At 44.5% G+C, this 24667-nt stretch carries 22 protein-coding genes and 1 other annotated feature; of the genes, 7 read left to right on the forward strand and 15 right to left on the reverse strand.

Annotated elements, in window-relative coordinates:
- Positions 1-10 precede the first annotated feature (10 nt).
- The 7 genes from bioI to NSQ83_RS15885 all read right to left on the reverse strand — a co-directional run bounded on the left by bioI (position 11) and on the right by NSQ83_RS15885 (position 7349).
- Complete coding sequence (bioI, locus tag NSQ83_RS15855; RefSeq protein ID WP_128471898.1) at positions 11-1198, reverse strand: biotin biosynthesis cytochrome P450; 1188 nt, start codon at positions 1196-1198, stop codon at positions 11-13.
- Between the two features lie 68 nt (positions 1199-1266).
- The gene (gene bioB, locus NSQ83_RS15860; RefSeq protein WP_017695470.1) at positions 1267-2274 is read right to left on the reverse strand and encodes a biotin synthase BioB; all 1008 of its coding nucleotides are present in this window, start codon (positions 2272-2274) and stop codon (positions 1267-1269) included.
- A 2-nt stretch (positions 2275-2276) separates the two neighbouring features.
- A complete protein-coding gene (gene bioD, locus NSQ83_RS15865; protein ID WP_015714549.1) occupies positions 2277-2972 on the reverse strand; it encodes a dethiobiotin synthase in 696 nt (231 codons plus the stop codon).
- Complete coding sequence (gene bioF / locus NSQ83_RS15870) at positions 2969-4138, reverse strand: 8-amino-7-oxononanoate synthase (protein ID WP_038429486.1); 1170 nt, start codon at positions 4136-4138, stop codon at positions 2969-2971. Before bioF ends, bioD begins: the two co-directional genes overlap by 4 nt.
- Positions 4128-5474, reverse strand: a complete 1347-nt coding sequence (bioA, locus tag NSQ83_RS15875) for an adenosylmethionine--8-amino-7-oxononanoate transaminase (protein WP_038429487.1) — start codon at positions 5472-5474, stop codon at positions 4128-4130. The genes bioF and bioA overlap by 11 nt, the downstream gene beginning before the upstream one ends.
- Positions 5464-6240: a 6-carboxyhexanoate--CoA ligase gene (bioW, locus tag NSQ83_RS15880; RefSeq protein WP_038429488.1), complete on the reverse strand. Its 777-nt coding sequence runs from the start codon at positions 6238-6240 to the stop codon at positions 5464-5466. The genes bioA and bioW overlap by 11 nt, the downstream gene beginning before the upstream one ends.
- A 209-nt stretch (positions 6241-6449) precedes the next feature.
- Positions 6450-7349, reverse strand: coding sequence for an alpha/beta hydrolase (locus NSQ83_RS15885; RefSeq protein ID WP_153912370.1), 900 nt, complete (start codon positions 7347-7349; stop codon positions 6450-6452).
- A 217-nt stretch (positions 7350-7566) separates the two neighbouring features.
- Here NSQ83_RS15885 and NSQ83_RS15890 point away from each other — a divergent pair, with 217 nt between their 5' ends.
- Genes NSQ83_RS15890 through melA form a run of 5 tightly spaced genes read left to right on the forward strand, consistent with a single transcriptional unit; the run spans position 7567 to position 12964 of the window.
- Positions 7567-8601, forward strand: a complete 1035-nt coding sequence (locus NSQ83_RS15890) for a LacI family DNA-binding transcriptional regulator (RefSeq protein WP_033884841.1) — start codon at positions 7567-7569, stop codon at positions 8599-8601.
- 33 nt (positions 8602-8634) lie between these two features.
- Complete coding sequence (locus tag NSQ83_RS15895) at positions 8635-9915, forward strand: ABC transporter substrate-binding protein (protein WP_122895735.1); 1281 nt, start codon at positions 8635-8637, stop codon at positions 9913-9915.
- Positions 9908-10819: a sugar ABC transporter permease gene (locus NSQ83_RS15900; protein WP_015251409.1), complete on the forward strand. Its 912-nt coding sequence runs from the start codon at positions 9908-9910 to the stop codon at positions 10817-10819. Before NSQ83_RS15895 ends, NSQ83_RS15900 begins: the two co-directional genes overlap by 8 nt.
- Entirely contained in the window at positions 10816-11646 is an 831-nt protein-coding gene (locus tag NSQ83_RS15905) for a carbohydrate ABC transporter permease (RefSeq protein WP_029318281.1), read from the forward strand. The genes NSQ83_RS15900 and NSQ83_RS15905 overlap by 4 nt, the downstream gene beginning before the upstream one ends.
- Positions 11647-11665: 19 nt before the next feature.
- Positions 11666-12964, forward strand: coding sequence for an alpha-galactosidase MelA (melA, locus tag NSQ83_RS15910; protein WP_003229179.1), 1299 nt, complete (start codon positions 11666-11668; stop codon positions 12962-12964).
- A 21-nt stretch (positions 12965-12985) separates the two neighbouring features.
- Here the strand turns inward: melA and NSQ83_RS15915 are convergent, their stop codons facing one another.
- The 3 genes from NSQ83_RS15915 to NSQ83_RS15925 all read right to left on the reverse strand — a co-directional run bounded on the left by NSQ83_RS15915 (position 12986) and on the right by NSQ83_RS15925 (position 16587).
- Positions 12986-13297 (reverse strand): rhodanese-like domain-containing protein, encoded by a 312-nt coding sequence (locus NSQ83_RS15915; protein WP_004398993.1) that lies wholly within the window; start codon positions 13295-13297, stop codon positions 12986-12988.
- A gap of 115 nt (positions 13298-13412) precedes the next feature.
- On the reverse strand, positions 13413-15827 hold the full coding sequence (gene leuS, locus NSQ83_RS15920; RefSeq protein ID WP_003246072.1) for a leucine--tRNA ligase: 2415 nt from the start codon (positions 15825-15827) through the stop codon (positions 13413-13415).
- A 107-nt stretch (positions 15828-15934) separates the two neighbouring features.
- Positions 15935-16149: a binding site (T-box leader), on the reverse strand.
- Between the two features lie 102 nt (positions 16150-16251).
- On the reverse strand, positions 16252-16587 hold the full coding sequence (locus NSQ83_RS15925; protein ID WP_198878557.1) for a DUF4257 domain-containing protein: 336 nt from the start codon (positions 16585-16587) through the stop codon (positions 16252-16254).
- Positions 16588-16991: 404 nt separating this feature from the next.
- On the opposite strand from NSQ83_RS15925, the gene NSQ83_RS15930 reads away from it, so the two are divergent.
- Positions 16992-17777 carry a blue-light photoreceptor gene (locus tag NSQ83_RS15930; protein ID WP_033884846.1) on the forward strand — a complete coding sequence of 262 codons (786 nt, stop codon included), beginning with the start codon at positions 16992-16994 and terminating at the stop codon, positions 17775-17777.
- Positions 17778-18013: 236 nt separating this feature from the next.
- Here NSQ83_RS15930 and NSQ83_RS15935 read toward each other — a convergent pair whose 3' ends face one another.
- Positions 18014-19207: an MFS transporter gene (locus tag NSQ83_RS15935; RefSeq protein ID WP_042977570.1), complete on the reverse strand. Its 1194-nt coding sequence runs from the start codon at positions 19205-19207 to the stop codon at positions 18014-18016.
- A gap of 188 nt (positions 19208-19395) precedes the next feature.
- On the opposite strand from NSQ83_RS15935, the gene NSQ83_RS15940 reads away from it, so the two are divergent.
- Positions 19396-20142: an LMBR1 domain-containing protein gene (locus NSQ83_RS15940; protein ID WP_014480618.1), complete on the forward strand. Its 747-nt coding sequence runs from the start codon at positions 19396-19398 to the stop codon at positions 20140-20142.
- Between the two features lie 36 nt (positions 20143-20178).
- Here NSQ83_RS15940 and bceB read toward each other — a convergent pair whose 3' ends face one another.
- From bceB to bceR, 4 genes are all read right to left on the reverse strand, one after another.
- Complete coding sequence (gene bceB, locus NSQ83_RS15945; protein ID WP_003229139.1) at positions 20179-22119, reverse strand: bacitracin ABC transporter permease BceB; 1941 nt, start codon at positions 22117-22119, stop codon at positions 20179-20181.
- On the reverse strand, positions 22109-22870 hold the full coding sequence (gene bceA, locus NSQ83_RS15950; protein WP_003229137.1) for a bacitracin ABC transporter ATP-binding protein BceA: 762 nt from the start codon (positions 22868-22870) through the stop codon (positions 22109-22111). Before bceA ends, bceB begins: the two co-directional genes overlap by 11 nt.
- A gap of 101 nt (positions 22871-22971) precedes the next feature.
- Positions 22972-23976: a two-component sensor histidine kinase BceS gene (bceS, locus tag NSQ83_RS15955; RefSeq protein ID WP_004398652.1), complete on the reverse strand. Its 1005-nt coding sequence runs from the start codon at positions 23974-23976 to the stop codon at positions 22972-22974.
- Positions 23969-24664, reverse strand: a complete 696-nt coding sequence (gene bceR / locus NSQ83_RS15960; RefSeq protein WP_088326791.1) for a two-component response regulator BceR — start codon at positions 24662-24664, stop codon at positions 23969-23971. Before bceR ends, bceS begins: the two co-directional genes overlap by 8 nt.
- Positions 24665-24667: the final 3 nt, after the last annotated feature.

A 24667-nucleotide genomic window follows, 5' to 3' on the forward strand; every position in this document is an offset into this window, starting at 1 on the left:
ATTCTTAGGCTTATTCAAAAGTCACCGGCAGCTCCTCAAGCGCCCGAAATCCAAAAAGCGGCCGATACCGCCATTCAAAATCCGCGAGCTTAAGGCTGGGCATCCGCTGCAGAAGAATGTTAATCGCAATTTGCGCTTCTAATCGCGCCAGCGAGGACCCTAAGCAAACATGATGGCCATGACCGAATGAAAGGTGCGGATTAGGACTTCTCGTAATATCGAAGACATCGGGGTTCGTGAATATGCTAGGGTCTCGATTAGCCGCTCCTAACAAAAGATAGACTTGTTCTCCTTGACGGATCGTCACCCCGCAGATGTCAATATCCTCTGACGCAACTCTGGCTGTCATTTGCGTGGGGCTTTCATAGCGTAAACATTCCTCGACTGCGGTACCAATAAGATCTGGATTTTCTCTCAGTTTCAAAAGCTGTTCTGGATGCTGCAGCAGACAAAGGACTGAATTGCTGATGAGATTGACCGTTGTCTCATGTCCGGCGATCGCCAGCAATATGCACGTAGATGCCGCCTCCTCTTCCGTCAGCTTATCCTTTTCTCTCCCCTTCAAGAGCATGCTGATCATATCCTGTTGAGGGTGGCGTTTTCTCTTTTGAATCAGCTCTTTGAAATATGCCATAGCCTGCACAGCCATAATATTGCCCTCTGTTAATGCCTTTCTTGAGCGGGTAAAATCAATCGTTTGAATGAGACTCGCAGCCCACTCCTTTAATTGCTCCCTATCTTCCTCCGGTACACCTATAATGTTAGCTATGACAAAACTTGCTAAAGGAAAAGCAAAGTCCGAAATGACCTCCATCTTTTTTTTACCTTGCACTTGATCAAGCAAATGATGGACAGTTTCAATGATATACGGCTGATAACTCTCTGTCGTTCTCGGCGTAAACGCTCCGCTGGCAAGCGTCCGCAATCGTCTATGATCAGGCCGGTTCTGAAACAGCATCATTTGATTTTGCACATGTGAAAGGTCCTGATATTTGGTTGAGCTCTCAGGCAGCGGGGTGCGGACTTTGAATCTCGCATCTTTCAAAATAGCAGCCGTTTCTTCATATCCTGTGACATACCAGCCCGGATATTTTAAGAAACTCCCTTTATAGATAGGATGAACAGCTCGCAATGTGTCGTAAAAAGAATATGGGTTTTTCAAAAACTCATAAGATGCAGTTGACGATGCAATTGTCACGTGATTTTCTCCTTTCTGTTCAAAAATAAAAGCAATCGACATCATACCGATTGCTTTTATTGATTCTTTCAGCTTTTCGCACTTAAACTGGCCTTCATTTCTTCGACTGATTCAACTTCAAAGCCTAAATCACTCAGCATTTTATGATCCTCCGTCTCCTCTTGCCCGGCAGTTGTTAAGTAGTCTCCGACAAAAATGGAGTTTGCGGCGTAAAGCCCTAATGGCTGCAATGAGCGGAGATTGACCTCTCTTCCTCCGGAAATGCGAATTTCTTTTGATGGATTGATAAAACGGAACAGTGCCAGCACTTTTAAACAATACAGCGGGTTTAATTCGTTGACGCCTTCTAACGGCGTGCCATCAATTGCATGCAAAAAATTCACCGGAATGGAATCCGCGTCAAGAGCCTTCAAGCTTTTGGCAATGTCAATGACATCCTGTTTCGTCTCCTTCATCCCGATAATGGCGCCTGAACACGGAGACAGCCCCGATTCTTTTGCGATTTCAACCGTATTGACTCTGTCATCGTATGTATGTGAGGTCGTGATGTTTGAATGGTTTCTCTGTGACGTATTCAAATTATGATTATAGCGGTCTACTCCGGCATCTTTGAGCCGCTTCGCCTGCTCTGGCTTCAACAGTCCAAGACATGCACAAATCTTCAGTCCATACGTCTCTTTAATTTCCTGAACCGCATCTACGACCTGATCCACTTCTCTGTTAGACGGCCCTCTGCCGCTTGCCACGATACAATATGTGCCGATATTCAGATCGTGCGCCCGCTTCGCGCCTTCAAGCAGCGTTTCCTTATTCACCATCCGGTAAGACTCAATCGGCGCTTTCGAAATCGCAGACTGTGAACAATAGCCGCAGTTTTCCGGGCAGAGCCCGGATTTCGCATTCATAATCATATTGAGCTTTACTTTTTTTCCATAAAAGTGTTTTCTGATATGAAAAGCTCCATGCATTAATAGCAAAATATCTTCATCAGGACAATGTAATATTGAAAGCGCCTCTTCGTCAGTCACTTCTGCTCCAGCCAGCACCCGGTCTGCGAGTTCCATCCATTGATTCATTCTCATACCCCCACTTGATTCATCAGTAATGATAGATTGATATGGTCTTTTACCATATGTAGAACCGTTTCTTTCGTAACGTTGGCAAGCTTTGGCGTAACCCCTAAAATCGGAACACCGCATAAGCGCTCAATCATCTCAGGATTGGTTTTTTCATCTTCATCAGGAGAGTCACTGATTCCATTGATGATAATTCCGGCAATTGGAAGCCCCATGCTTTCTGCATATTTGACAGTTAAAAAGGTATGATTAATGGTTCCAAGGTGAGGACGTGCCACAATAATCATGGGAAGCTGCAACGCTTTTATGACATGACTGACCAAATAGTCCTCTCCCAATGGCACAGAAATACCGCCCGCACCTTCTACGATGAAGCATTCATGTTTTTCTCTAATCCGCTCCCAATGGCTTAAAACCTCTTCCATAGTGACAGTCTTTCCCTCAAGTTTCCCTGCAACGTATGGTGCAAGCGGCGCTTTGAAGGCAAAAGGCGTAATGTCTTCATGAGAAAGACCGGTTTGCGACATGTCTTTCAGCAGACTAGTATCACTATCTGGATGATGGCGCGATATCCCGCTTAAAAATGGTTTATACACCCCGACATCTCTATTATGTTCTTTCAATAAGGCAGCAAGACCGCTGGATATAACCGTTTTCCCCACTTCTGTATCAGTTCCTGTCACAAAAAAACCCCTCAAATGATGTGCAGCTCCTTTCCGATTGAATGAAATGTTTGCAGCAAATGATCAATATCACCCATACTGTGGTCAGACGTGATTGTAATTCGAATACGGCTTTCACCCGGCGCAACGGTCGGCGGCCGAATGGCAGGAGCATAAATTCCCTTGCCCTGCAGTTTTTCAGCAAATATGACCGTTTTATGGGCATCGCCAATGACTACAGGAATAATCGGTGTGTGATCTCCTTTCACCACATACCCCATATTCATCAGACTGGTTCTGATCATACTGATATAAGAAAATAAAAGCTGTCGTTTTTCCCTGCTGGCTTCAATGATGTTGAAAGCCTCATGAGCAGCCGCACAGCTGGCTGGCGGAATAGCGGTTTGAAAGATAAATGTTCTGGCATGGTTCAGCAAAAAGTCGATGAAGACCGCTGATCCTGCCGCAAAACCTCCTTCCGTACCAACAGCTTTGCTTAAGGTGCCGATCACAATGTCAGGATAAACACCAAAGTATTCACTCGTTCCTCGTCCCGAATCACCCAAAACTCCTGTTGCGTGGGCATCATCAACGACCACGAAGGCATGATAGCGTTTCGCAAGTGAGATGATCTGATCAAGAGGGGCGATTGTGCCATCCATGCTGAATACCCCGTCTGTTACGATAAAACGGCGCTGATAACGCTGTGTTTCATTCAGCTTGTTTTCAAGATCATTCATATCAATATGCCGATAAACAACTGTATCAGCCTTAGAAAGTCGGCAGCCGTCGATCATACTTGCATGATTGAGCTGGTCACTTAAAATGACATCTTCCTTTTCTGGCAAGGATGAAAGGACACCGACATTGGCCAAGTAACCGCTCGAAAACAGCAGGGCCGCTTCTGTCCGTTTAAAGCTGGCAATCTTCTTTTCTAGCTTTTCATGCCAGACCGAATTGCCTGTCGTTAAACGTGAACCGCTGCTTCCTGTCCCGAATTGCTGCAATGCTGTTTGGGCTGCATCGATCAAACGTCTATCGCTTGCGAGCCCTAAATAATTGTTTGAGGACCAGACCGTTTGATTTTCGCCATCAATATTCCTCTCTGGAACCGGTGCTCCATCCATTGACCGCAGGTTACGATGTACGCCGGCTTCTTTCATTCTGTCTAACCGCTCGTTTAACCAGGAATCAATCTTCAAGGCTCGTAACCTCATGGATCGCTTGTTTCATAATGGCAACCATTTCCGAGAGCTCTTCAGCTGTGCTGGCAAGAGGAGGCAGAAATGCAATCACGTCCCCAAGCGGCCTTGTCAGCATTCCTAACTCTCTCATTTTTAAGGAAACTTTATATCCAATCCGCCGATCAGCCGGGTAAGGTTCTTTAGTTTCCTTTGATCGTACAAGCTCTGCACCGCACATAAAGCCAAGCTGCCGAATATCCCCAACATGAGGAAGAGCGTGCAGATCTTGAAGAAGAAAATGGAGCTTTTTACTTTTTTCCGCTACTTGTTCCACAATGTTTTCAGATTCAAATAATGCCAGATTTTCAAGCGCAACCGCACAGCCAAGCTGATTGCCTGTATAGGAATGGCCATGGAAAAAGGTTTTTAGGTTTTCATAATCATCATAGAATGCCTTATAGATGTCTTCAGTGGCAAACGTAACGGCAATTGGCAAATAGCCTCCTGTAATGCCTTTACCGGCAGCCATCAGATCCGGCTGGACATTCTCGTGCTCGCACGCAAACATTTTTCCTGTACGGCCAAAGCCTGTAGCGACTTCATCAACGATCATTAAGACATCGTATGTTGTACATAGCTCGCGCACGCCTGCCAAATATCCTTCCGGCATCACGATCATACCGGACGCGCCTTGTACCATTGATTCAATGGAAAGCGCGGCAATTTCCTCATGATGTTCCTCAAGCAGCTGTGCAAGCTCTCGGAGGCACTGATCACGGCACTCATCAGGATCACCGCTTTCAGAACGATACACATAAGGAATCGGGGCCTTGTAACTCTCGAACATCAACGGGCCGTATACGTGGTGAAAAAGCTCAATTGAACCGACACTGACGGCGCCAATCGTATCACCGTGATACCCGTTTTTCATTGCGATAAATTTTTGTTTCTCGGGCTTCCCGATGTTCTTCCAATACTGAAACGCCATTTTTAGGGCTATTTCCATCGCCTCTGCGCCGCTGTCTGAATAAAAGACCCGCGTGAGCTTTTTTGGGCTGATGTCGATTAATGTTTCGGCAAGCTGGGTTGCTGGAACATTGGTCATGCCCAATAACGTGGAGTGCGCAATTTTTCCGAGCTGTTTTTTTATGGCATTATCTAGTTCTTTTTTGCGGTGTCCGTGGACATTAAGCCAAACTGATGAAAAACCGTCATAGTATTCCTTGCCATTTATGTCTTTGACTTTGATTCCAGTCCCGCTTTCGATGATTAAGGGGTTTTCATCATAATCTTTCATTTGGGTAAATGGCAGCCAGAGGTGCTTTTTACTTTTTTCTATCAAATCATGAGTCATGATCTTCCTCCCACTCTATTAAAATAGGCTGCTTCTCCAGATCATGTATGTACGTGTTTACATCATTGGATCCATCAATAAAAAAGACTCGGCAGCCCTCTTCAGTCCCGTATTCTTTCATTGCTGTAATACGCTGATAGCCCATTTTCTTACCCGCAACATAGCCTGTTATGTAATCCGGATCGTCCGACCAGCATAATTCTGCAACGGCTGCCGGGTGCCAGCTTACCTTTGAAGCGAGCGCAAGGGCCTCTTTTATTCTTGAATGAGCCGGCACGTGACTGTGAAGCGCCCATTTTTCAAAATTAGCGTCCGGCCAATCCATTCTGGAGACCCGCACCCCTTTTTCTTTTGTTTGATCCATTCGCTTTCCTGTATGAATATCAAACAACACCGCACCCCTGATATCTGACCATTCAGGGATTTGTTCATATGCTTTTTCAATCACGTCTCGTGAAACGCCTTCTTTTTCCAATAACAATCGGGCCAGCTTTTGCCCTTCTTCCGGGCAGCTCACTTCATTCGTATGCACAGGCAATGGCTGAATGGTTTTTATCGTTTCATATACCTCTTCAAATTGAATTTGCATAAAATCAGGTTTTCCTCTTGAATGGGATAACCCTTTTTCTAATAAAGCATTGACTGTATGCTTCATCTCATGGAAAGGTATAAGCCGTTCTCCGCCGGATATATGCTTTCCGCCGTCTTCATGAGATCCATTCATAGAAGCCCTCATTCTGACACTATAAAAAGTTTCTTCTTGCATCATTTCTCGCCCTTTCACTGATAACTGAAGAACGTGTAGTGCTTCTCACCTTAATTGTTAACCAATTATATTTTAAGGTTAACAATTAGAATATATTATTCTCTCCTGTTTCTGTCAATAGAAGAAAGCATCGATTTATGGCAGTTGGTTAAAAGGAAACAAAAAGACCGTTTTCACATAAAACGGTCTTTTTCGATTTCTTTTAACAGTCACAGCCACTTTTGCAAAAACCGGACAGCTTCATGCCTCATAACTGCTGTTTCGAAATGTCCCGAAGCAGAACGGACCACTCGGTAGCAATCAGCAGCTCCCTGTCCAGCATAGACAGCTGTCAATTCTTTTTCGATTTTGTCCACGCCCTCGGCCGGCGTTAACCGGTCGTGTACACCAACAAGACTAAGGTGCGGGCGCGGCGCGATCAGGCGTTGGATCTCCGATGCGGAAAAATGCTTTGCAAGCGATGGGACGTAATAATAAAAGCCGTGCCTGTCAAGATTCTGTGTTTTGATCAGCACGTGATGATCCACCTGGCTGCACAAATCCACACACACCTTAATCCGGTCATCGAGCGCCGCTGTCCACCACGCCAGCAAACCTCCCATAGACATGCCGATGGTTCCGATCCTGTCAGGCTGAACATCAGAGCGTGACTGCATATAGTCCAACGCACTTAAACTGTCATAAATCATCATCCCCCACATCACTTTTCCGGTGAGAAGCATTTCTTTAAATATCTCGCTTTCCGCTTTTCCCCGCCGATCTCCAAATCCCCAATGATCAATTGCAAGAACGCCGTATCCGAGTGAAGTAAGCTCATCAGAAAAAGAAGGGGTTCTCAAATAATCCGCTCCCTCAATCAGCTCACTTTTTCCCCTATCATACTGGCCCCCATGCGAATGCTGAAACAATACGGCTGGGCACGGTCCTTCTGTTTTCTTCGGCTTCACAAAATAAGCGGGCGCCTTTTCATGTCCATTTAAATCGAGCAGGAGCGTTTCAACGATATTTTCTTCTCTTTCTTCAATACGTAATGTCTCAACACTGATTGGCCTCCGATCAGGCAAATCACCAAGCAAACGAAACAGTTGCTTTCTTTTTTCGGCTCTCATCCCATCACCCTTCCTTATTCGCTTACTTCACATTTACGAGACAGATCTGGGTTCCCCTTTATTTTTCCAACATAAATCACATCATTTACTAAATATTTAGTAAATATTATGAAATATTTCGAAAACAATTATTGTAACCGCTTACTTTTATATGATAGTATCAATTTATCAAAAACAGATGAGTTAATATTTTACTAAATAGATGAGAGGGATACCCATGGTTCGTATTAAAGATATCGCCTTGAAAGCTAAAGTTTCCAGCGCAACTGTGTCCAGAATTTTAAATGAAGATGAGTCGCTTTCTGTTGCGGGCGAAACGAGACAAAGAGTCATCAACATCGCTGAAGAGCTTGGTTATCAAACCGTTGCCAAACGCCGAAAAGCCCGCGGGCAAAAACAGCGGGCCCAGCCGCTGATCGGTGTGCTGAGCTGTCTGTCCCCTGATCAGGAAAGGCAGGACCCTTATTTTTCTTCCATTCGGAAAGGGATTGAAAAGGAATGCTTTGAACAGGAAATTTTCATTACAAATTCAATTCATCTCGGCTCCTTTCAGGAACATATCTTTCGGGAATTGGATGGTGTCATTGTCATCGGCCGTGTTCATGATGAAGCGGTTAAGCATATCAGCGGAAGGTTGGAGCATGCTGTATTTATCAATCATTCACCAGATCCGCAAGCATACGATTCGATTGGAATCGATTTTGAATCGGCTTCACGCCAAGCGATTGATCACCTTTTCGACTTAGGCTACAAACGGTTAGGCTACATTGGCGGACAAGAAAAAGAGCATACGCTGAAGGACGGCCAAAGCATTCGCAGAACGATTGAAGATAAACGCCTGACCGCTTTTTTGGAGTCAGCCGCCCCCCAGCCTGAGCATGTGCTGATCGGAGAATACAGCATGCGTGAGGGCTATCGCCTGATGAAGAAAGCAATCGATCAAGGCCATCTGCCGGAAGCATTCTTTATTGCCAGCGATTCTATGGCGATCGGCGCATTAAAAGCGTTGCAGGAAGCCGGACTGCAAGTGCCGCGGGATACCGCAATCGTCAGCTTTAACGGCATTGAGGAAGCTGAATTTGCCAGCACGCCTTTAACGACGGTGAAGGTATACACAGAGGAAATGGGCCGGACAGGCGTAAAACTGCTGCTTGACCGTCTCAATGGCCGAACGCTTCCTCACCATGTCACCCTGCCTACAACATTAATCGTAAGACAAAGCTGCGGATGTACAGCAAAGGAGGTGACATAAGCAAAGATTCATCACGATGATAAGGAGGAAAAGATGAAACACACTTTTGTTTTATTTCTCTCTCTTATACTGCTTGTTCTGCCCGGGTGTTCAGCAGAGAAAAGCTCAGCAGATACCGCAAAAAAGACGTTAACCATTTATTCTACAATGTCAACCGACAGTGAAAGAGATACGTTCAGAAAACTGGCGGCAGCATTCGAAAAGGAACACAGTGACATACATGTCAGCCTTCATTTCCCAGGCAATGACTATGAAAATATGATGCGTGTCAGAATGGCGGCCAATGATTTGCCAGATCTATTCGATACACATGGCTGGGGGAAAATCAGGTACGGAGAATATACAGCGGATCTCCGGGATATGGAATGGACTCAAGATCTTGATCCCAATTTAAACAGCATCCTCAAAAATAAAAGCGGAAAGGTGTATGCCTATCCAATCAATCAGGCAAAAGACGGTCTGGCGTATAACCGCAATATTTTAGACCGTTACGGCATTGCTCCGCCGGAAACCATGGATGACTTTATCAAAGCACTGAGAACGATTAAAGAAAAGAGCAAGGGAAGCATTGTTCCCTTCTGGTTTGCCGGCTATGACAAAAGCTCATTCGCTCAATATTACGACCAATTCGCTACACCTCTTCTCATCACAGACCCTGCCCATAATGAAAAAAAACAGCTCATCAACGGCACTTTTCAATGGAGTAAATTCACTTATTTATCAGAAATCCTCAAACAAATGCAGAAAGAAAAATTGATCAATATCGACGCCGTCACGGCAAAAAAATCACAGCTCATTGAATTAATGGCCCAAAACAAAATCGCCTTTACAATGCAAGGCGGCACACTCGGCCAAGACGTTGCCCAGATCAATCCGAATGTCAAGGTCGGCATTATCCCGACACCTGCCATCCATCCCGGTGATGACCCGATATGGATCGGCGGTGAACGCTACACGCTTGCAGCATGGAAAGATTCGCCTCAATTAAAAGAGGCAAAAGAATTTATCGCATTTATGGCCCGCCCGGCCAATGCCAAACAAATGGCTGAAGCCACATCGCTTCCTTCAGGGCTGACGAATGTGAAAGCTGATATTTTCTACGCAAACGATTATGAGCATTATCAAGATATCAAAGTCGAGCCTTACTTCGACCGTTTATACTTGCCAAACGGAATGTGGGATGTCCTGGGCACGGTCGGGCAGGAGCTGGCGGCTGACATTTTGGCGCCTCAAGACATTTCGCAGAAGCTGGGAAGAGAATATAAACGACTCCGGGAGCAATCGGAAACACAGGGAGCTGAAAACAATGAGTGAGATCGCAAGGGACGTTCATGTGAAACAGGTTAAGCCAAAAAAGCAGTCCTCACTTTGGTGGATGTACATTCCTGCTTTGCTCTCCGTTCTGGTCTTTATGATTTATCCGTTTGTGAAAGGCACATTGATTACCTTTACAAACTGGAACGGCTTTTCACAAGTTTACCAATGGGTTGGATTCGCGCAATATGAAAGGCTGTTTTCTGATCCTGACACTTGGCATATCTTAAAAAACACTCTGCTTTACGGACTTGGCAGCACCTTTTTTCAAAATGTGGTCGGGCTTCTGTACGCTCTGCTCTTAAATCAAAGCATTAAAACGAAAGCGGTAACAAGAACAATTGTGTATTTGCCGGTGATGATCAGCCCGCTCATTATGGGCTACATTTGGTACTTTTTCTTCTCCTATGACGGAGGTGCGCTCAACGATTTGCTCGGGGTCTTCGGCATCAGCCCTATTAATGCGCTCGCCAGTCCCTCGCTCAATCCATGGATCATTGTCATGATTAACACCTATCAATATGTCGGGATCGCTATGGTTGTCTACTTAGCCGGTCTGCAAAGCATTCCGAAAGACTACTATGAAGCGGCGCAAATGGATGGCGCGAAACAAGGCCAGCAGTTTTTTACCATCACGCTGCCGCTGTTAATGCCCTCCATTACCATTAATATGGTCATCAACATTATCGGAGGCTTAAAGCTGTTTGACGTCATCATTGCACTCACCGCAGGCGGCCCCGGAAATGCGTCACAATCCATGTCCACATTTATGTATGATTTGTATTTCAAACGGCAGGATGCCGGCTATGCCGCAACGCAAGGCATATTTATGGCATTTGTCATTTTGATCATCAGCTTTTGCGCGCTTGCGTACTTTAAAAGAAAGGAGACGGAAATGTCATGAGAGCCGCCCGTACAAAAAGCATGCGGATCATTACACTTCTTGCAGCCATTGTGGCCTGTGCGCATTTTATTCCTTTTTATATCCTGCTGACCACTTCATTGAAAGCAAAAGGAGACTACAGTTCGAAATGGATATTTCCATCCGACATCTCCTTTCATAATTTTTCAGAGGCGTGGGAGCGCGCTTCGCTAGGAAACTCTTTTATAAACACCATGATCATCACAGGTTTTTCTGCCTTGTTATTAATTATATTCGGCTCACTCGCCGCCTACCCGCTTGCCCGGCGGGAAACGAAACTGAATAAAGCTGTTTTTGTCTTGTTGATTTCCATTATGATCATCCCTCCGTTAACGTCCATGGTTCCTTTGTACCGAATGGTCGTGGACGCCGGAATGGTCAATACACACGCAATCGCCATTTTCATCAATACAGCGGCTTACATGCCGTTAACCGTATTCTTATATTCAGGCTTTATCCGATCGACCATTCCAAAAGAGCTTGAAGAAGCCGCAAGAATTGACGGCGCAGGCATGCTGAAAATCTTTTTTACGATTGTGTTTCCTCTGCTGAAGCCGATCACTGCGACCATCTGTATCATTTCTTGTGTCTTTATTTGGAACGACTATCAATTTGCCATTTTCTTTTTACAAGATCAAAAGGTTCAGACATTAACAGTAGCCATGGCAGGTTTTTTCGGAGAAAACGCAAACAACCTTCATTTAGTTGCCGCAGCGGCACTTATGGCAATGCTGCCGATGGTTGTTCTGTTTTTGGCGCTGCAAAAATACTTTATTGCCGGCCTGTCTTCCGGAGCGGTAAAGGGTTAACATTAAAGGAGGAAGCAATATGAAAAAGATTACATTTATCGGTGCAGGGAGCACGATTTTCGCCAAAAATGTTTTGGGAGACTGCCTGTTAACAGAGGCACTGAATGGATTTGAGTTCGCTCTTTACGACATTGATCCCAAACGCCTGCAGGAATCCCAGCTCATGCTCGAAAATCTAAGAGACCGTTATAACCCAAGTGTGGCCATCAACAGCTATGATGACAGAAAACTCGCCTTGCAAAACGCAGGCTATGTCATCAATGCGATTCAGGTTGGAGGATACAAACCGAGCACAGTCATCGATTTCGAGATTCCTAAACGGTATGGGCTGCGCCAGACGATCGCCGATACAGTCGGCATCGGCGGGATATTCAGATCTCTCAGAACAATCCCGGTCTTAATTGATATCGCAAAAGATATGGAGGAAATGTGCCCTGACGCATGGTTCTTAAACTATACAAATCCAATGGCCACTCTTACAGGCGCCATGCTCCGCTATACCAATATCAAAACAATCGGGCTCTGCCACAGTGTTCAAGTGTGCACGAAGGATTTATTTAAAGCTCTCGGAATGGAGCATGACGGAATTGAGGAACGCATCGCAGGAATCAATCATATGGCTTGGCTTTTGGAAGTCAAAAAAGACGGCACAGATTTATATCCAGAAATCAAAAGGAGAGCGAAAGAAAAACAAAAAACAAAGCATCATGATATGGTGCGGTTTGAATTAATGGATAAGTTCGGCTATTATGTCACGGAATCGTCCGAACATAACGCAGAGTATCACCCATACTTTATTAAACGGAATTACCCTGAATTGATCAGCGAGCTGCAAATCCCGCTCGACGAATATCCGAGAAGGTGCGTCAAGCAGATTGAAAATTGGGAGAAAATGCGGGATGATATCGTCAATAATAAAAACCTTACGCACGAACGCTCAAAGGAATATGGTTCAAGAATTATAGAAGCAATGGAAACAAACGAACCATTCACCTTCGGAGGAAACGTCTTGAATACAGGGCTGATCACCAACCTTCCTTCAAAAGCGGTTGTGGAAGTGACATGCGTCGCCGACAGAAAAAAAATTACACCGTGCTTCGCCGGAGAACTGCCTGAGCAGCTTGCCGCCTTAAACCGGACGAATATTAATACACAGCTGATGACAATCGAAGCGGCTGTCACACGGAAAAAAGAAGCGGTTTACCAAGCTGCAATGCTTGATCCGCATACAAGCGCGGAGCTTTCCATGAAGGACATCATCTCCATGTGCGACGATTTATTTGCAGCACACGGCGATTGGCTTCCGGAATACAAATAAAAACTAGGGGACTGCTCTCCCCTAGTTTTTTGGTTTTGTTTCGCCTTCCCAGGCCATCATGCCGCCTTCAACATTGACTGTTTTAAAGCCTTGCTCATCCAGGTACTTGCAGACGTTCATGCTGCGCATTCCTGAGCGGCAGATAAATACGTACTCTTTGTCTTTATCAAGGGTTTCCATTTTTTCAGGAATATCCCCCATGCGAATATGAACGGCTTGCGGGATCATGCCTTCCGCTACCTCTTCATCTTCTCTGACATCAATTAAATATAATTCTTCGTCCGCCTCAATTTTTTCTTTCAAAGCGGCTGTGCTGATTTCTTTTATTTCCAAAGAAAACACTCCTATTCACAGTGATCATGTTCAGTATATCAAAGTCAGCTGAACGATTGCTATTCTGAGACTGATGAAAAAAATCCCCTTTTGGCAAAGGGGATTTTTTCTAGGCTTAGTTTGCCACAATATTGACAAGCTTCCCAGGCACCGCGATGATTTTCCGAATCGTTTTGCCTTCAAGCTGCTCTTTGACCTTTTCATCTGCTTGAGCAAGCTGTTCCAGCTGTTCTTTTGTTGCATCGGCAGGAACCTGTAATTTCGCTTTTACTTTTCCGTTCAGCTGAACAACGATTTCAACTTCATCATCCACAAGTTTTGTTTCATCATATACAGGCCAAGCTTCGTAGGCAATTGTGCCAGAATGGCCAAGCTTCTCCCATAGCTCTTCCGCTAAGTGTGGCGCGACAGGAGAAAGAAGCTTCACGAAGCCTTCCATATATTCTTTCGGCAGTTCTGTTGCTTTATAAGCTTCATTAATAAAGACCATCAGCTGGGAAATACCCGTGTTGAAACGAAGGCCTTCATAATGGTCTGTGACTTTCATGACCGTTTCATGATAGACGCGCTCCAATGTTTCACCCGCGCCTTCAACGATTTTTCCATTAAGCTCACCGCTGTCTTCAATAAATAGGCGCCATACACGGTCAAGGAAACGGCGCGCACCGTCTAATCCTGATTCAGACCAGGCGATTGAAGCATCAAGAGGCCCCATGAACATTTCGTACAATCTCAGCGTATCAGCACCGTGAGAGGCCACGATTTCGTCAGGGTTGACAACGTTCCCTTTAGATTTACTCATTTTTTCGTTATTTTCACCGAGAATCATTCCTTGGTTGTACAGCTTTTGGAACGGTTCTTTCGTCGGCACTACGCCGATATCATAAAGGAACTTATGCCAGAAGCGGGCATACAGAAGGTGAAGCACGGCATGCTCTGCACCGCCGATATACATATCGACCGGAAGCCATTTTTCCAATTTTTCTGGTGATGCCAGCTGATCCGGATTGTGCGGATCAATATAGCGCAAGAAATACCAGCAGCTTCCCGCCCATTGCGGCATTGTATTCGTTTCTCTTCTTCCTTTTTTCCCTGTCTCAGGGTCTGTGACTTCCACCCACTCTTTAATGTTCGCAAGCGGTGATTCGCCCGTTCCGCTCGGTTTGATTTCATCCGTTTTCGGCAAAATCAGCGGCAGCTCCTCTTCAGGGACAGCTGTTGACGTTCCGTCTTCCCAATGAATGACCGGAATCGGCTCGCCCCAATAACGCTGGCGGCTGAAGAGCCAGTCACGAAGACGGTACGTCACTTTCTTCTCACCGTTTTTCGTTTCTTCCAGCCAAGCGATCACTTTCTCAATCGCTTCCTGTTTGTGAAGGCCGTTCAGGAAATCAGAGTTCACGTGCTCGCCGTCGCCAGTATAAGCTGCTTCCTCAACGTTCCCGCCTTTTACGACTTCCTTCACCGGAAGGCCAAATGTTTTGGCGAATTCAAAATCACGCTCGTCGTGGCCTGGAACTGCCATGACAGCACCTGTTCCGTATGATGCAAGAACATAATCCGCAATCCAAATCGGCAGTTTTTCTCCGTTTACAGGATTGATCGCATACGCTCCTGTGAATACGCCTGTCTTTGTTTTCGCAAGATCTGTGCGTTCAAGGTCACTCTTTGATTGAATTTCTTTGATATAAGCTTCAACAGCTTCTTTTTGCTCAGCCGTTGTGATGTTTTCCACCAATGCGTGTTCCGGGGCAAGAACAGTGTATGTAGCGCCAAACAGCGTATCTGGTCTTGTTGTAAACACCGTGAAGGAATCATCATGTCCATCTATAGCAAAATGAACGTGAGCGCCTTCCGAACGGCCGATCCAGTTGCGCTGCATATCTTTAATGCTTTCCGGCCAATCAAGCTCTTCCAAGTCCTCAAGGAGCCTGTCCGCATAAGCGGTGATTTTCAGCATCCACTGCTTCATTGGGCGTCTCTCTACCGGATGGCCGCCGCGTTCGCTCTTGCCGTCAATGACTTCTTCGTTGGCAAGAACAGTACCGAGCGCAGGGCACCAGTTTACAGGCACTTCGTCAACGTAAGCAAGGCCTTTTTCGTATAGCTTTAAGAAAATCCATTGCGTCCATTTATAGTATTCAGGGTCAGTCGTATTGATTTCGCGATCCCAGTCATATGAGAAGCCAAGCGCTTGAATTTGGCGGCGGAAGTTATCAATATTCTGCTTCGTAAACACAGCGGGGTCGTTCCCTGTGTCAAGCGCGTATTGTTCAGCTGGCAGGCCGAATGCGTCCCAGCCCATTGGATGAAGGACATCATAGCCCTGCATGCGCTTCATGCGGGACAGAATATCCGTAGCTGTGTATCCTTCAGGATGGCCGACGTGCAACCCAGCTCCAGACGGATAAGGAAACATGTCCAGCGCGTAGAATTTTTGTTTTTCATTATTATCAAGAGTGGCAAATGTTTTGTTTTCAAGCCAATATGTTTGCCATTTCTTTTCTATCTCTTTGTGCTGAAAACTCAAAGTGAAAACCTCCTTCTGATTGAATACGGCGTGTATGGTTCAAGTATTGACGGGAAGGAGAGGATTATTCAGAATATTCCCAAACTAAAAAAAACTCCCTCATCCCAAAAAGGGACGAGAGACTTTCGTTTTCCCGCGGTACCACCCTCGTTAGCGCGGCATACGCCGCACTCACTTGATACTTTTAACGCAGTTATGCGTCAGCGGCTTTTCACCGCTGCAACTCTGAGGTGAGTTCGGAAACAAACTTGATTGACTTTCACCAGCCGTCAACTCTCTGCAACAATATCTGTTTCTTACTGCTCCTCTTCATTGTTCTTATCGCAACCGTAATCTAACTGTATTTTATAGAATTCTGTTCATAAGTGCAAGCAGGTTTGTATACAATGGGAATGTACCCTGAACGGGCGGAGATTGAGGACAATTATTCGGGTGGAGTTTTGGTTTGACGTTTGGACTCGGCCGGTTCGCCGCCGCTGTTCAGTTCTCTCACAAAGTCAAAACTTCTGAGAACAGCTTCACCGCCGTAGCCTGAGATAATGGATAAGATGACAAGTTGAATTCCTGAATCGGGGTCAGCGGAGAATACAAGTAAAATGGAAGCCGTCATGCCGATAAACCAATCTTCCAAAAATCCAAGGTAGATAAACCGCTTCGTCATTCTGGGCTTCTCCAGCCTGCCTCTCTTTTTCACATGACCGAGAATCCCCATGATTCCTCCAATTACACAAGCAATGAGTACCTGATGCAGCATCTTCATCATCACCTTCCTAAAGCCCTTATTTCGTAAAGCGACTTCAGGCCATCCAGCCCCCTTAAACGATTCCGATGATTTTCGATATCTACATACCGGCAAATCTGTAAAAAGCTTGTTTCTTCCATTATATGTGAACACATGATCGGTAAGCTTGATGCATTGGATTCATTTTTCACCCAGTGACATTGACCTAGTCACCTATTTAGCATGTAAAAAACCTTTCCGTTCATATGTTCAAATTCTGTTCTTATTTTTAGTGTATACGAGGACAAGCCCTAATGACAAACAACAAACTGCACTTGCTTGAATCAGAACATGTGTTGTGCTACGGTTACTGTAGAATTCATTTTAAAAAAGGGGAATATCAGACTTTCGCATAGCAAGCTGACGGCCTAAGGGGGATTTATATGGCTAGTTTTCAATCATTTGGGATACCAGGACAGCTGGAAGTCATCAAAAAAGCGCTTGATCACGTGCGAGTCGGTGTGGTAATTACAGATCCCGCACTTGAAGATAATCCTATTGTCTACGTCAATCAAGGCTTTGTTCAAATGACCGGCTACGAAACCGAGGAAATTTTAGGAAAGAACTGCCGCTTCTTACAGGGGAAACACACAGATCCTGCAGAAGTGGACAACATCAGAACCGCTTTACAAAATAAAGAACCGGTCACCGTTCAGATTCAAAACTACAAAAAAGACGGAACGATGTTCTGGAATGAATTAAATATTGATCCAATGGAAATAGAGGATAAAACGTATTTTGTCGGAATTCAGAAAGACATCACCAAGCAAAAAGAGTATGAAAAGCTTCTCGAGGATTCCCTCACGGAAATTACTGCACTTTCAACTCCTATTGTCCCGATTCGCAATGGCATTTCGGCTCTTCCGCTAGTCGGAAACCTGACAGAGGAGCGATTTAATTCCATTGTTTGCACATTGACGAATATCTTATCAACATCCAAAGATGATTATTTGATCATTGATTTATCCGGATTGGCCCAAGTGAACGAACAAACGGCCGACCAAATTTTCAAGCTGAGCCATTTGCTGAAATTGACCGGAACTGAGTTAATCATTACCGGCATTAAGCCTGAATTGGCCATGAAAATGAATAAACTGGATGCCAATTTTTCGTCGCTGAAAACATATTCAAATGTAAAGGATGCTGTTAAAGTGCTTCCGATTATGTAAAAAGATCCCGCTCATCCGGCGGGATCTTTCAGATTGTTGACAAAATCCTAAAATGGATTTCATTTTAGGATTTTGTCATCTTTTCAGCGTGATTGAAAACCCTTGAAGTCTAGGAAGGACGAGCATAGGAGCGGAGCGAATGTTCTCATTCGTGAGCACCGAAGCGCAGGCCTGACAACGAATGCGAGGGTTTGTCGACACGCTGAAAGATCCCGCTCATCCGGCGGGATCTTTTATTATGAAGAGATTGATGCCTGCTTATTTGTTTCTTTAGCTGATTTTAGCCGTTTGTCATATAGAAGCGTTGTGGCAATACTGATCAGCAGCAATACCAATAATGATAAAACAAGAGCCTTAATGCCGTAATGGTCGACAAGCACTCCTCCGAACAGAGGGCCAATCATTCTGCCGCCTGTAGCCGCGCTGTTGACAAAGCCTTGATAAAAGCCTTCTTTCCCTTTAGGGGCAAGCTGATTGGCAATTGTCGGCACAGCAGGCCAAACAAGCATTTCTCCAATAGTCAGGATCACCATCGCAGCGAGAAACATCGGAAATTGCTTTGCAGTCAGCAGCATGCTGAAAGACACAATAAAAATGATAAAGCCGATGACCATTTGCGCTTTTAGCGACTCGGCCCATTTTTTCACCACAAAACTGACGAGCGGCTGGCCGAGCACAATGAGAATTCCGTTAACCGTCCACAGCACGCTGTATAAGGAAAGAGATATTCCAATGCTTTGTGTGTACGAAGCAATTGTGGTTGACCACTGAGAATAAGCCAGCCATCCGAGTACATAGCCTCCGCTTAAAATGATCAGTGCGGCAAATTTTGCTTTGCTGTTCACAGCATCGTAATCAAGCACAGACGTTTGGGAGGCATCTCCCGTCTGAATATTTCGAAATCCGAAATATACAATAAAGAAAAAGACCAGATACAGCGCGGCATTCGCCAAAAATACATATGAAAACGAGAAAGACGCCACGACACCGCCAAGCGCTGAACCGACGGCCACACCCGCGTTTTGCGCGACATATATCGCATTAAATGCCTTCCTTCCCCCTTCAGGCCATACCGATCCCGCCATTGCGTAGCTGGCCGGAAAAACAACACCGGAGCCAAAGCCCACAATCGTCAGCAGCACAATATAGGCTGGCCAATCATGAAAAAAGACAAGACCCATCAGGCTTGCTAACGTAATGGCTATCCCAAGCATAATCGATTTAAAACCGCCGATTTTATCAAACAAAAAACCTCCGCATAAATTGCCAGCCACACTGGCGCCGGAATTCAGCATCAGGACAAGTCCGGCTACTGTTAACGACTTTCCTAAATGATTATGGATATAAATCGTATTCAGCGGCCATAAAAAAGAAGCACCCGTCACATTGATAAACATTCCAATGACTAAAATTTTAAGAGCACGCGGCATACTCATCCCCCTTTCTTACCTAAAAAAGCTCATGAAAAAAACGAAACCTAAAACGGCTCCGTACGAATCCAGTTATCATAGCACATTCATTCTATCTGTCTCTCTCACATTTTTCAACTGATGAGCGTGAAAAAATCTAACAAATATTGTTTGAAAAATGTAAAATAAATAGAAAAAGGGGTCATATTATGGAAATGGTATTAGCATTCTTAGGTTTTCTGGCATGTCTCATTGCACTAGGCTATGGATTATATCACCTTGTCAGATATGTACTGAAAAAGGAAAAACGTTTCTCCAAGAGACTTTTTTGGCCGCTTTTCATTGGAGGCCTTGTGCTGCTCTTTACCGGGGCAGCATTGGCAGAACCTGACACTGCCGCAGCAAATGCCGAGAAAAAATATTCAGCGCTAAACGCCGAATATAAAAACCTCACAAAAGAGCACGAAGAACTTGAGAAAGAATATAAATCTGTCAGCTCCGAAGCAAAGAAATTAAAAGACAACAAAGAAGATCAAGACAAGCTTGAAAAGCTTAAAAACGAAAATAGCGATCTAAAAAAGACTCAGAAATCATTAAAAGCTGAGATTAAAGAGCTTCAAGAAAATCAAAAGCAGCTCAAAGAAGATGCAAAAACGGCAAAGGCTGAAAATGAAACACTCCGACAAGATAAAACAAAGCTTGAAAATCAATTAAAAGAGACGGAAAGCCAAACTGCCAGTTCTCATGAAGACACTGGAAGTTCTTCAAACAATACGAGTAAAAGTGATGAAACCAAAACAGCTGACAAAGCAGAAGGCTGTAATATCAAAGGAAGCAAAAACGGCATCTACCACACGCCAGGCAGTACATACTACGACCGGACAACCGATCCGGCTGAAATGTTTTGCTCAGTTGAAGAAGCTGAAGCCGCCGGTTATCGGGCGCCAAAACGATAAACAAAAAGCTCCAGAATGTCTGGAGCTTTTTCTGTTTCACAACGACGATTTAATGACCTTCTTATAATAAAGAACTGACAGAAAACCAAAAATGGAGTAGAGCGCAGTATATAACACCATCACCATAATCATAGGCGCCCATACCTCTGATCCGAATAAGAACCAGCCGGATTGGACGGCAAAGTAACTGTGGAAGAGGCCGACAACGAGCGGAATGCCGAAGTTGTACATTTGTTTGATGCGTATCCCCTTTATCAGGTCGCCCTGCGTAAAGCCGAGTTTTCTTAAAATTGTATAGCTCGGTTTTTCATCTTCACTTTCACCCATTTGTTTAAAATAAAGGATACAACCTGATGTAATCAGGAACGTTAACCCTAAGAAGCCGACGATGAACATCACCATACCAAACAGTGATTTTTGCGCAGCGCTTGTATCTAGTCTTGATAAATGCTCGTTTTTCTTGTTCACCTGTTGAAAAAGCTCATTTGCTTTTTCCATTTGATCGTCATGTTTCACATTGACGCCGATAAATGTAGATTGCGCCAGCTGAATGCGGGGGTCTTTATCCTTGTCCAGCTGTTTAAACAGACTGTCATCCACAATGACAGCGGGCATGCCCCCGCTTGTAAACGTGTAGGATACAAGAAACTCTTCTCTTAATCCTTTATATTTTAATGGCTGCGTCTCGTGCTTGCTTTTTACTTTAATAACACCAGAGTCCTTGAAAACCATTATTTTTTGCAGCAAGTCGGTGTATCCTGAGAAAACGGCTTCTCCAGCCGCCACATCGACTCCTTTTACATCTTTGTCGCTAACAACAGCAAGCTGCATATTGCCGGGATCGCCCTGCATCTCTTTCGGAGTTCCATCCATAATATTTGCAATGTCAACATTTGCTTGCAGGACAGGTGTTGCCTTTTTTACAAACGAGATGTTGCTTTCCCTCAATTTGTTTTCAAATAACTTGGCATCTTTCTCATTCATGAATGAAAAATCAGCCGCTACATTTTGTTCAGCGGTCTTTTCCGACGAGTAATACGAGATGTAAGCAAGAGATAACAGCCCGATGGCGAGCGCTGAAACGGTTGTAATAATCGTCAGCAGCAGCGCATTCGATTTCATTCTGAACATGATCGATGACAGTGACAGAACCTCAGAAATATTTAAGTAGCCGCCCTTGCTTTTTCGAATGATATTCGAGATAAACGTAACTGATCCTTTATAAAACAAAAACGTCCCGATAATGACGCTCCCCAGAATGAAGCTCATCGCAACAAACAGTTCATTAATGGTCTTAAATTTTCCGCCAAACAGCTCAGAAGACACATAGTATCCTGTCAAAATCAACACGATGCCTAAAGCGCCGATCAGCATTTGGAAAAATGATATTTTCTTCACTTTGTCTTCAGTGGAGGACGTTACTTTAAACAAAGATAAAATACTCTGTTTTTTGATAAACGTATAATTCATGATCATGATCAAAAGGTAAATGCCGCAGAACACAATGACCGTTTGGACCAAGGCCTGCTCAGAAAAATGCAGTTTCGCATCCGCTTTGACATCGACAATTTTGAACAGAATCATCAAGACAAGCTTCGATATCGAAAACCCGGCCGCTACCCCGATCGCTAATGAACCGAAATACAGCATGACATTTTCTGCACTTAAGATGCGAAAAATTTTATGCTTCGTCATTCCAATTAATTGAAACAGCCCGATTTCTTTACTCCGTCTCTTAATAAAAATCGTATTGGCATATAAAATGAAGATCGCCACTACAGCCACAAGCAAAATCGAAGCGGTTTTAATAGCCGCGGCTCCCTTGATTGAAGCCTTCACTTCGTTAATTGCTGGATCATACTGCAGCGTGACAAAGGCGAAATAAAGCGCCACGCTAAAGATGAGCGCAAACACATACAAATAGTAATTCCGGAGATTCTTTTTCAAATTTCGCAGGATGAGCTGATTAATGTTCATGCTGCACCCCGCCTAACACGCCTTGCGTTTTCATAATATCCTGGAAAAACGTTTGCCTGTCCTGGCCCCCTTTATTCAGCTGTGTATACATTTGCCCGTCCTTAATAAAAATGACTCTGCCGCAGTAGCTGGCAGCGACGGGATCATGGGTAACCATAATAATCGTCGCGTTGCGTTTTTGATTGAGCTGGCTCAGCTTATTTAATAGATCGGAGGCCGATTTCGAATCGAGCGCGCCGGTCGGTTCATCAGCGAAAATAATGCTCGGGTCATGAATAAACGCTCTTCCAGCGGATGTTCTCTGCTTCTGGCCGCCGGAAATTTCATTCGGGTATTTATCCCGCAATTCATATATTCCCAGTTCCTTGGCAACTTCCTCAAACTTGCGATTGGCTTCCTTTTTTGATAGTTTCGTGATCGATAAAGGCAGAAGGATATTCTCTTTCACTGTCAATGTGTCTAACAAATTGTAATCCTGAAAGATAAAACCTAAATGCTGTTTTCTAAATTCAGCCAGCTGCTTTTCCTTCATAGCCGTCATGTCATTTCCATTAATATGAATGGTTCCGTGACTGACCTGATCGATTGAGGACAGAACGTTGAGCAAAGTGGTTTTTCCCGACCCGGAAGCACCCATAATACTGACGAATTCGCCCTTTTCAATGTGAATATCGATGCCCTTCAGCACTTCCTGTTTATTCAGCTTGTTTCCATAACTTTTTCGAATTTTATTCGCTTCTAAAATCACCATTTACGCAGTCTCCTTTATATTGGATAATCTCATTATAAAAAGGAATGCCGGGCTTTTCCTTCGATACGGCGAACAAAAAAGAAAAGCATGTGACATTTTCGTCACACGCTTATGACATGTTCAAATTGATTCCGTATTGGAAAGGTTAATGTAAAAACTGTTCCCGCACCAAACTCCGACTCAACATCAATATGGATCAATAACGGCGCCGCTGCTTTTTTTGCCAAGTACAGCCCCATGCCAGTTGACGCTTGATCATGGTGATCCGTTGTGGATGTAAACCCTTTATCAAAAATACGCGGTACATCTTTTGGATCAATGCCCCTGCCACAATCTTTCACTTGGAGCTGCGTCTGTTCCCCTTTTTGAAAGCTTTTGATCTCGATTTCAGAGGCTTCGCTGTATTTCACCGCGTTTGTCAGCAGCTGCCTGATGATAAACGCCAGCCATTTTGCATCGCTCAGCACTTCTTTGGCCTCGAGCTGTATGTCAAAACCGATCCCTTTTTGGATACACCACGATTGTAAATCTTTGATTTCTTTAAAGATCAAAGGCTGAAGCTGAATGAATTCTACTGACAGGTCGTTTTCAATAAATGAAATGCGTTTTTGATGAAGCTGCTGATCAAGAAGCAGGTGAATACGCAGCCATTCATATGACAGCTGGGATTTCAGTGCTTTTTCTTCCATTCTATCAATGATTAAATGCATCGCTGTTAATGGGGTTTTGACCTCATGGATCCATGCCATCAGCTCATCTTTTTCATTTTCCAATGCTAAGCGATGCCGTGCTGCGGTCTGCTTCAAGTGTTCTGTTTGCCCGGCAATGCTTCTTTCAACCATTGCTTCAAACGGCGTTTCCGGTTCATTTATGGCTGTCACATCGAGATTGTTCTCCCATGTTTTCAAGCTTTTATAAAACGCTGTTTCTTTCCGATAGCGGAACCAAAGGAATATGATAAAAAACAAGATGCACAAATACACCATATAAAGTACATTCCCAAATGATATGGAAGGATCGACAAAAGCAATGAACAGCATCAAAGCCTGCTGAAACAAAAACGCGGCAATCCAGCTCCGCCTTTCGATAAGGAATGCTTTAATCATAGAACTTGTCCTCTTCCTTCGCGATGTAGCCCTGGCCCACCTTTGTCTCGATATATGCACCAAGCTGCAGGGCGTCCAGTTTTTTTCGCAGGCGATTGACATTGACGGTCAGCGTATTATCACTAACAAAACGCTCATCGTTCCACAAGCTTCTGATCAGCTCTTCCCGGCTGACGATCTTGTTTTTTTGCTCTATTAGTTGTTTAAGAATGAACATCTCATTTTTGGTCAGTTCAACAGATCCTTTGTCATTGCTGACGAGGTTCTGCTCCGCGTCTACAGCAGCGCCGCACCACGTTTTAATCGTACTCGGCTCCGTATTATAATGGTGCACACGCCGGAACATCGCTTGGATTTTCGCAATCAGCACATCAAAATGAAATGGCTTTTGGATAAAGTCATCTGCCCCGAGCTGCATGGACATCACCATATCAGCAGGATGATCCCGGGAGGATAAAAAGAGAATCGGAACATTTGACCGGGAGCGGATCTGCCGGCACCAATGAAAGCCGTCAAATTTAGGCAGCTGTACATCAATAATGACACAATCAGGATTAACCGCCGCAAATTCCTGCAGCACCTGACTGAAATCCTGAATGCCGTATACATCATAGGACCATCCCGTTAAACGATCCTTGATTTCATGAAACAGCGATTCATCATCTTCAATCAGCAAAAGTTTAAACAATCA

The sequence above is a fragment of the Bacillus sp. PS217 genome (assembly GCF_037963535.1).
Lineage (GTDB): Bacteria > Bacillota > Bacilli > Bacillales > Bacillaceae > Bacillus > Bacillus subtilis.

What these genes read in the sequence shown, in the direction of transcription:
- NSQ83_RS15890 (WP_033884841.1), top strand. Translation starts at nt 7,567, where the DNA reads ATGGTTCGTATTAAAGATATCGCCTTGAAAGCTAAAGTTTCCAGCGCA.
- NSQ83_RS15940 (WP_014480618.1), top strand. Translation starts at nt 19,396, where the DNA reads ATGGAAATGGTATTAGCATTCTTAGGTTTTCTGGCATGTCTCATTGCA.
- NSQ83_RS15935 (WP_042977570.1), bottom strand. Translation starts at nt 19,207, where the DNA reads ATGCCGCGTGCTCTTAAAATTTTAGTCATTGGAATGTTTATCAATGTG.
- bioA (WP_038429487.1), bottom strand. Translation starts at nt 5,474, where the DNA reads ATGACTCATGATTTGATAGAAAAAAGTAAAAAGCACCTCTGGCTGCCA.
- NSQ83_RS15930 (WP_033884846.1), top strand. Translation starts at nt 16,992, where the DNA reads ATGGCTAGTTTTCAATCATTTGGGATACCAGGACAGCTGGAAGTCATC.
- NSQ83_RS15885 (WP_153912370.1), bottom strand. Translation starts at nt 7,349, where the DNA reads ATGAGAGCCGAAAAAAGAAAGCAACTGTTTCGTTTGCTTGGTGATTTG.
- NSQ83_RS15895 (WP_122895735.1), top strand. Translation starts at nt 8,635, where the DNA reads ATGAAACACACTTTTGTTTTATTTCTCTCTCTTATACTGCTTGTTCTG.
- bceB (WP_003229139.1), bottom strand. Translation starts at nt 22,119, where the DNA reads ATGAACATTAATCAGCTCATCCTGCGAAATTTGAAAAAGAATCTCCGG.
- bioW (WP_038429488.1), bottom strand. Translation starts at nt 6,240, where the DNA reads ATGCAAGAAGAAACTTTTTATAGTGTCAGAATGAGGGCTTCTATGAAT.
- bceS (WP_004398652.1), bottom strand. Translation starts at nt 23,976, where the DNA reads ATGATTAAAGCATTCCTTATCGAAAGGCGGAGCTGGATTGCCGCGTTT.
- NSQ83_RS15900 (WP_015251409.1), top strand. Translation starts at nt 9,908, where the DNA reads ATGAGTGAGATCGCAAGGGACGTTCATGTGAAACAGGTTAAGCCAAAA.
- NSQ83_RS15925 (WP_198878557.1), bottom strand. Translation starts at nt 16,587, where the DNA reads ATGAAGATGCTGCATCAGGTACTCATTGCTTGTGTAATTGGAGGAATC.
- melA (WP_003229179.1), top strand. Translation starts at nt 11,666, where the DNA reads ATGAAAAAGATTACATTTATCGGTGCAGGGAGCACGATTTTCGCCAAA.
- bioB (WP_017695470.1), bottom strand. Translation starts at nt 2,274, where the DNA reads ATGAATCAATGGATGGAACTCGCAGACCGGGTGCTGGCTGGAGCAGAA.
- NSQ83_RS15905 (WP_029318281.1), top strand. Translation starts at nt 10,816, where the DNA reads ATGAGAGCCGCCCGTACAAAAAGCATGCGGATCATTACACTTCTTGCA.
- bceA (WP_003229137.1), bottom strand. Translation starts at nt 22,870, where the DNA reads ATGGTGATTTTAGAAGCGAATAAAATTCGAAAAAGTTATGGAAACAAG.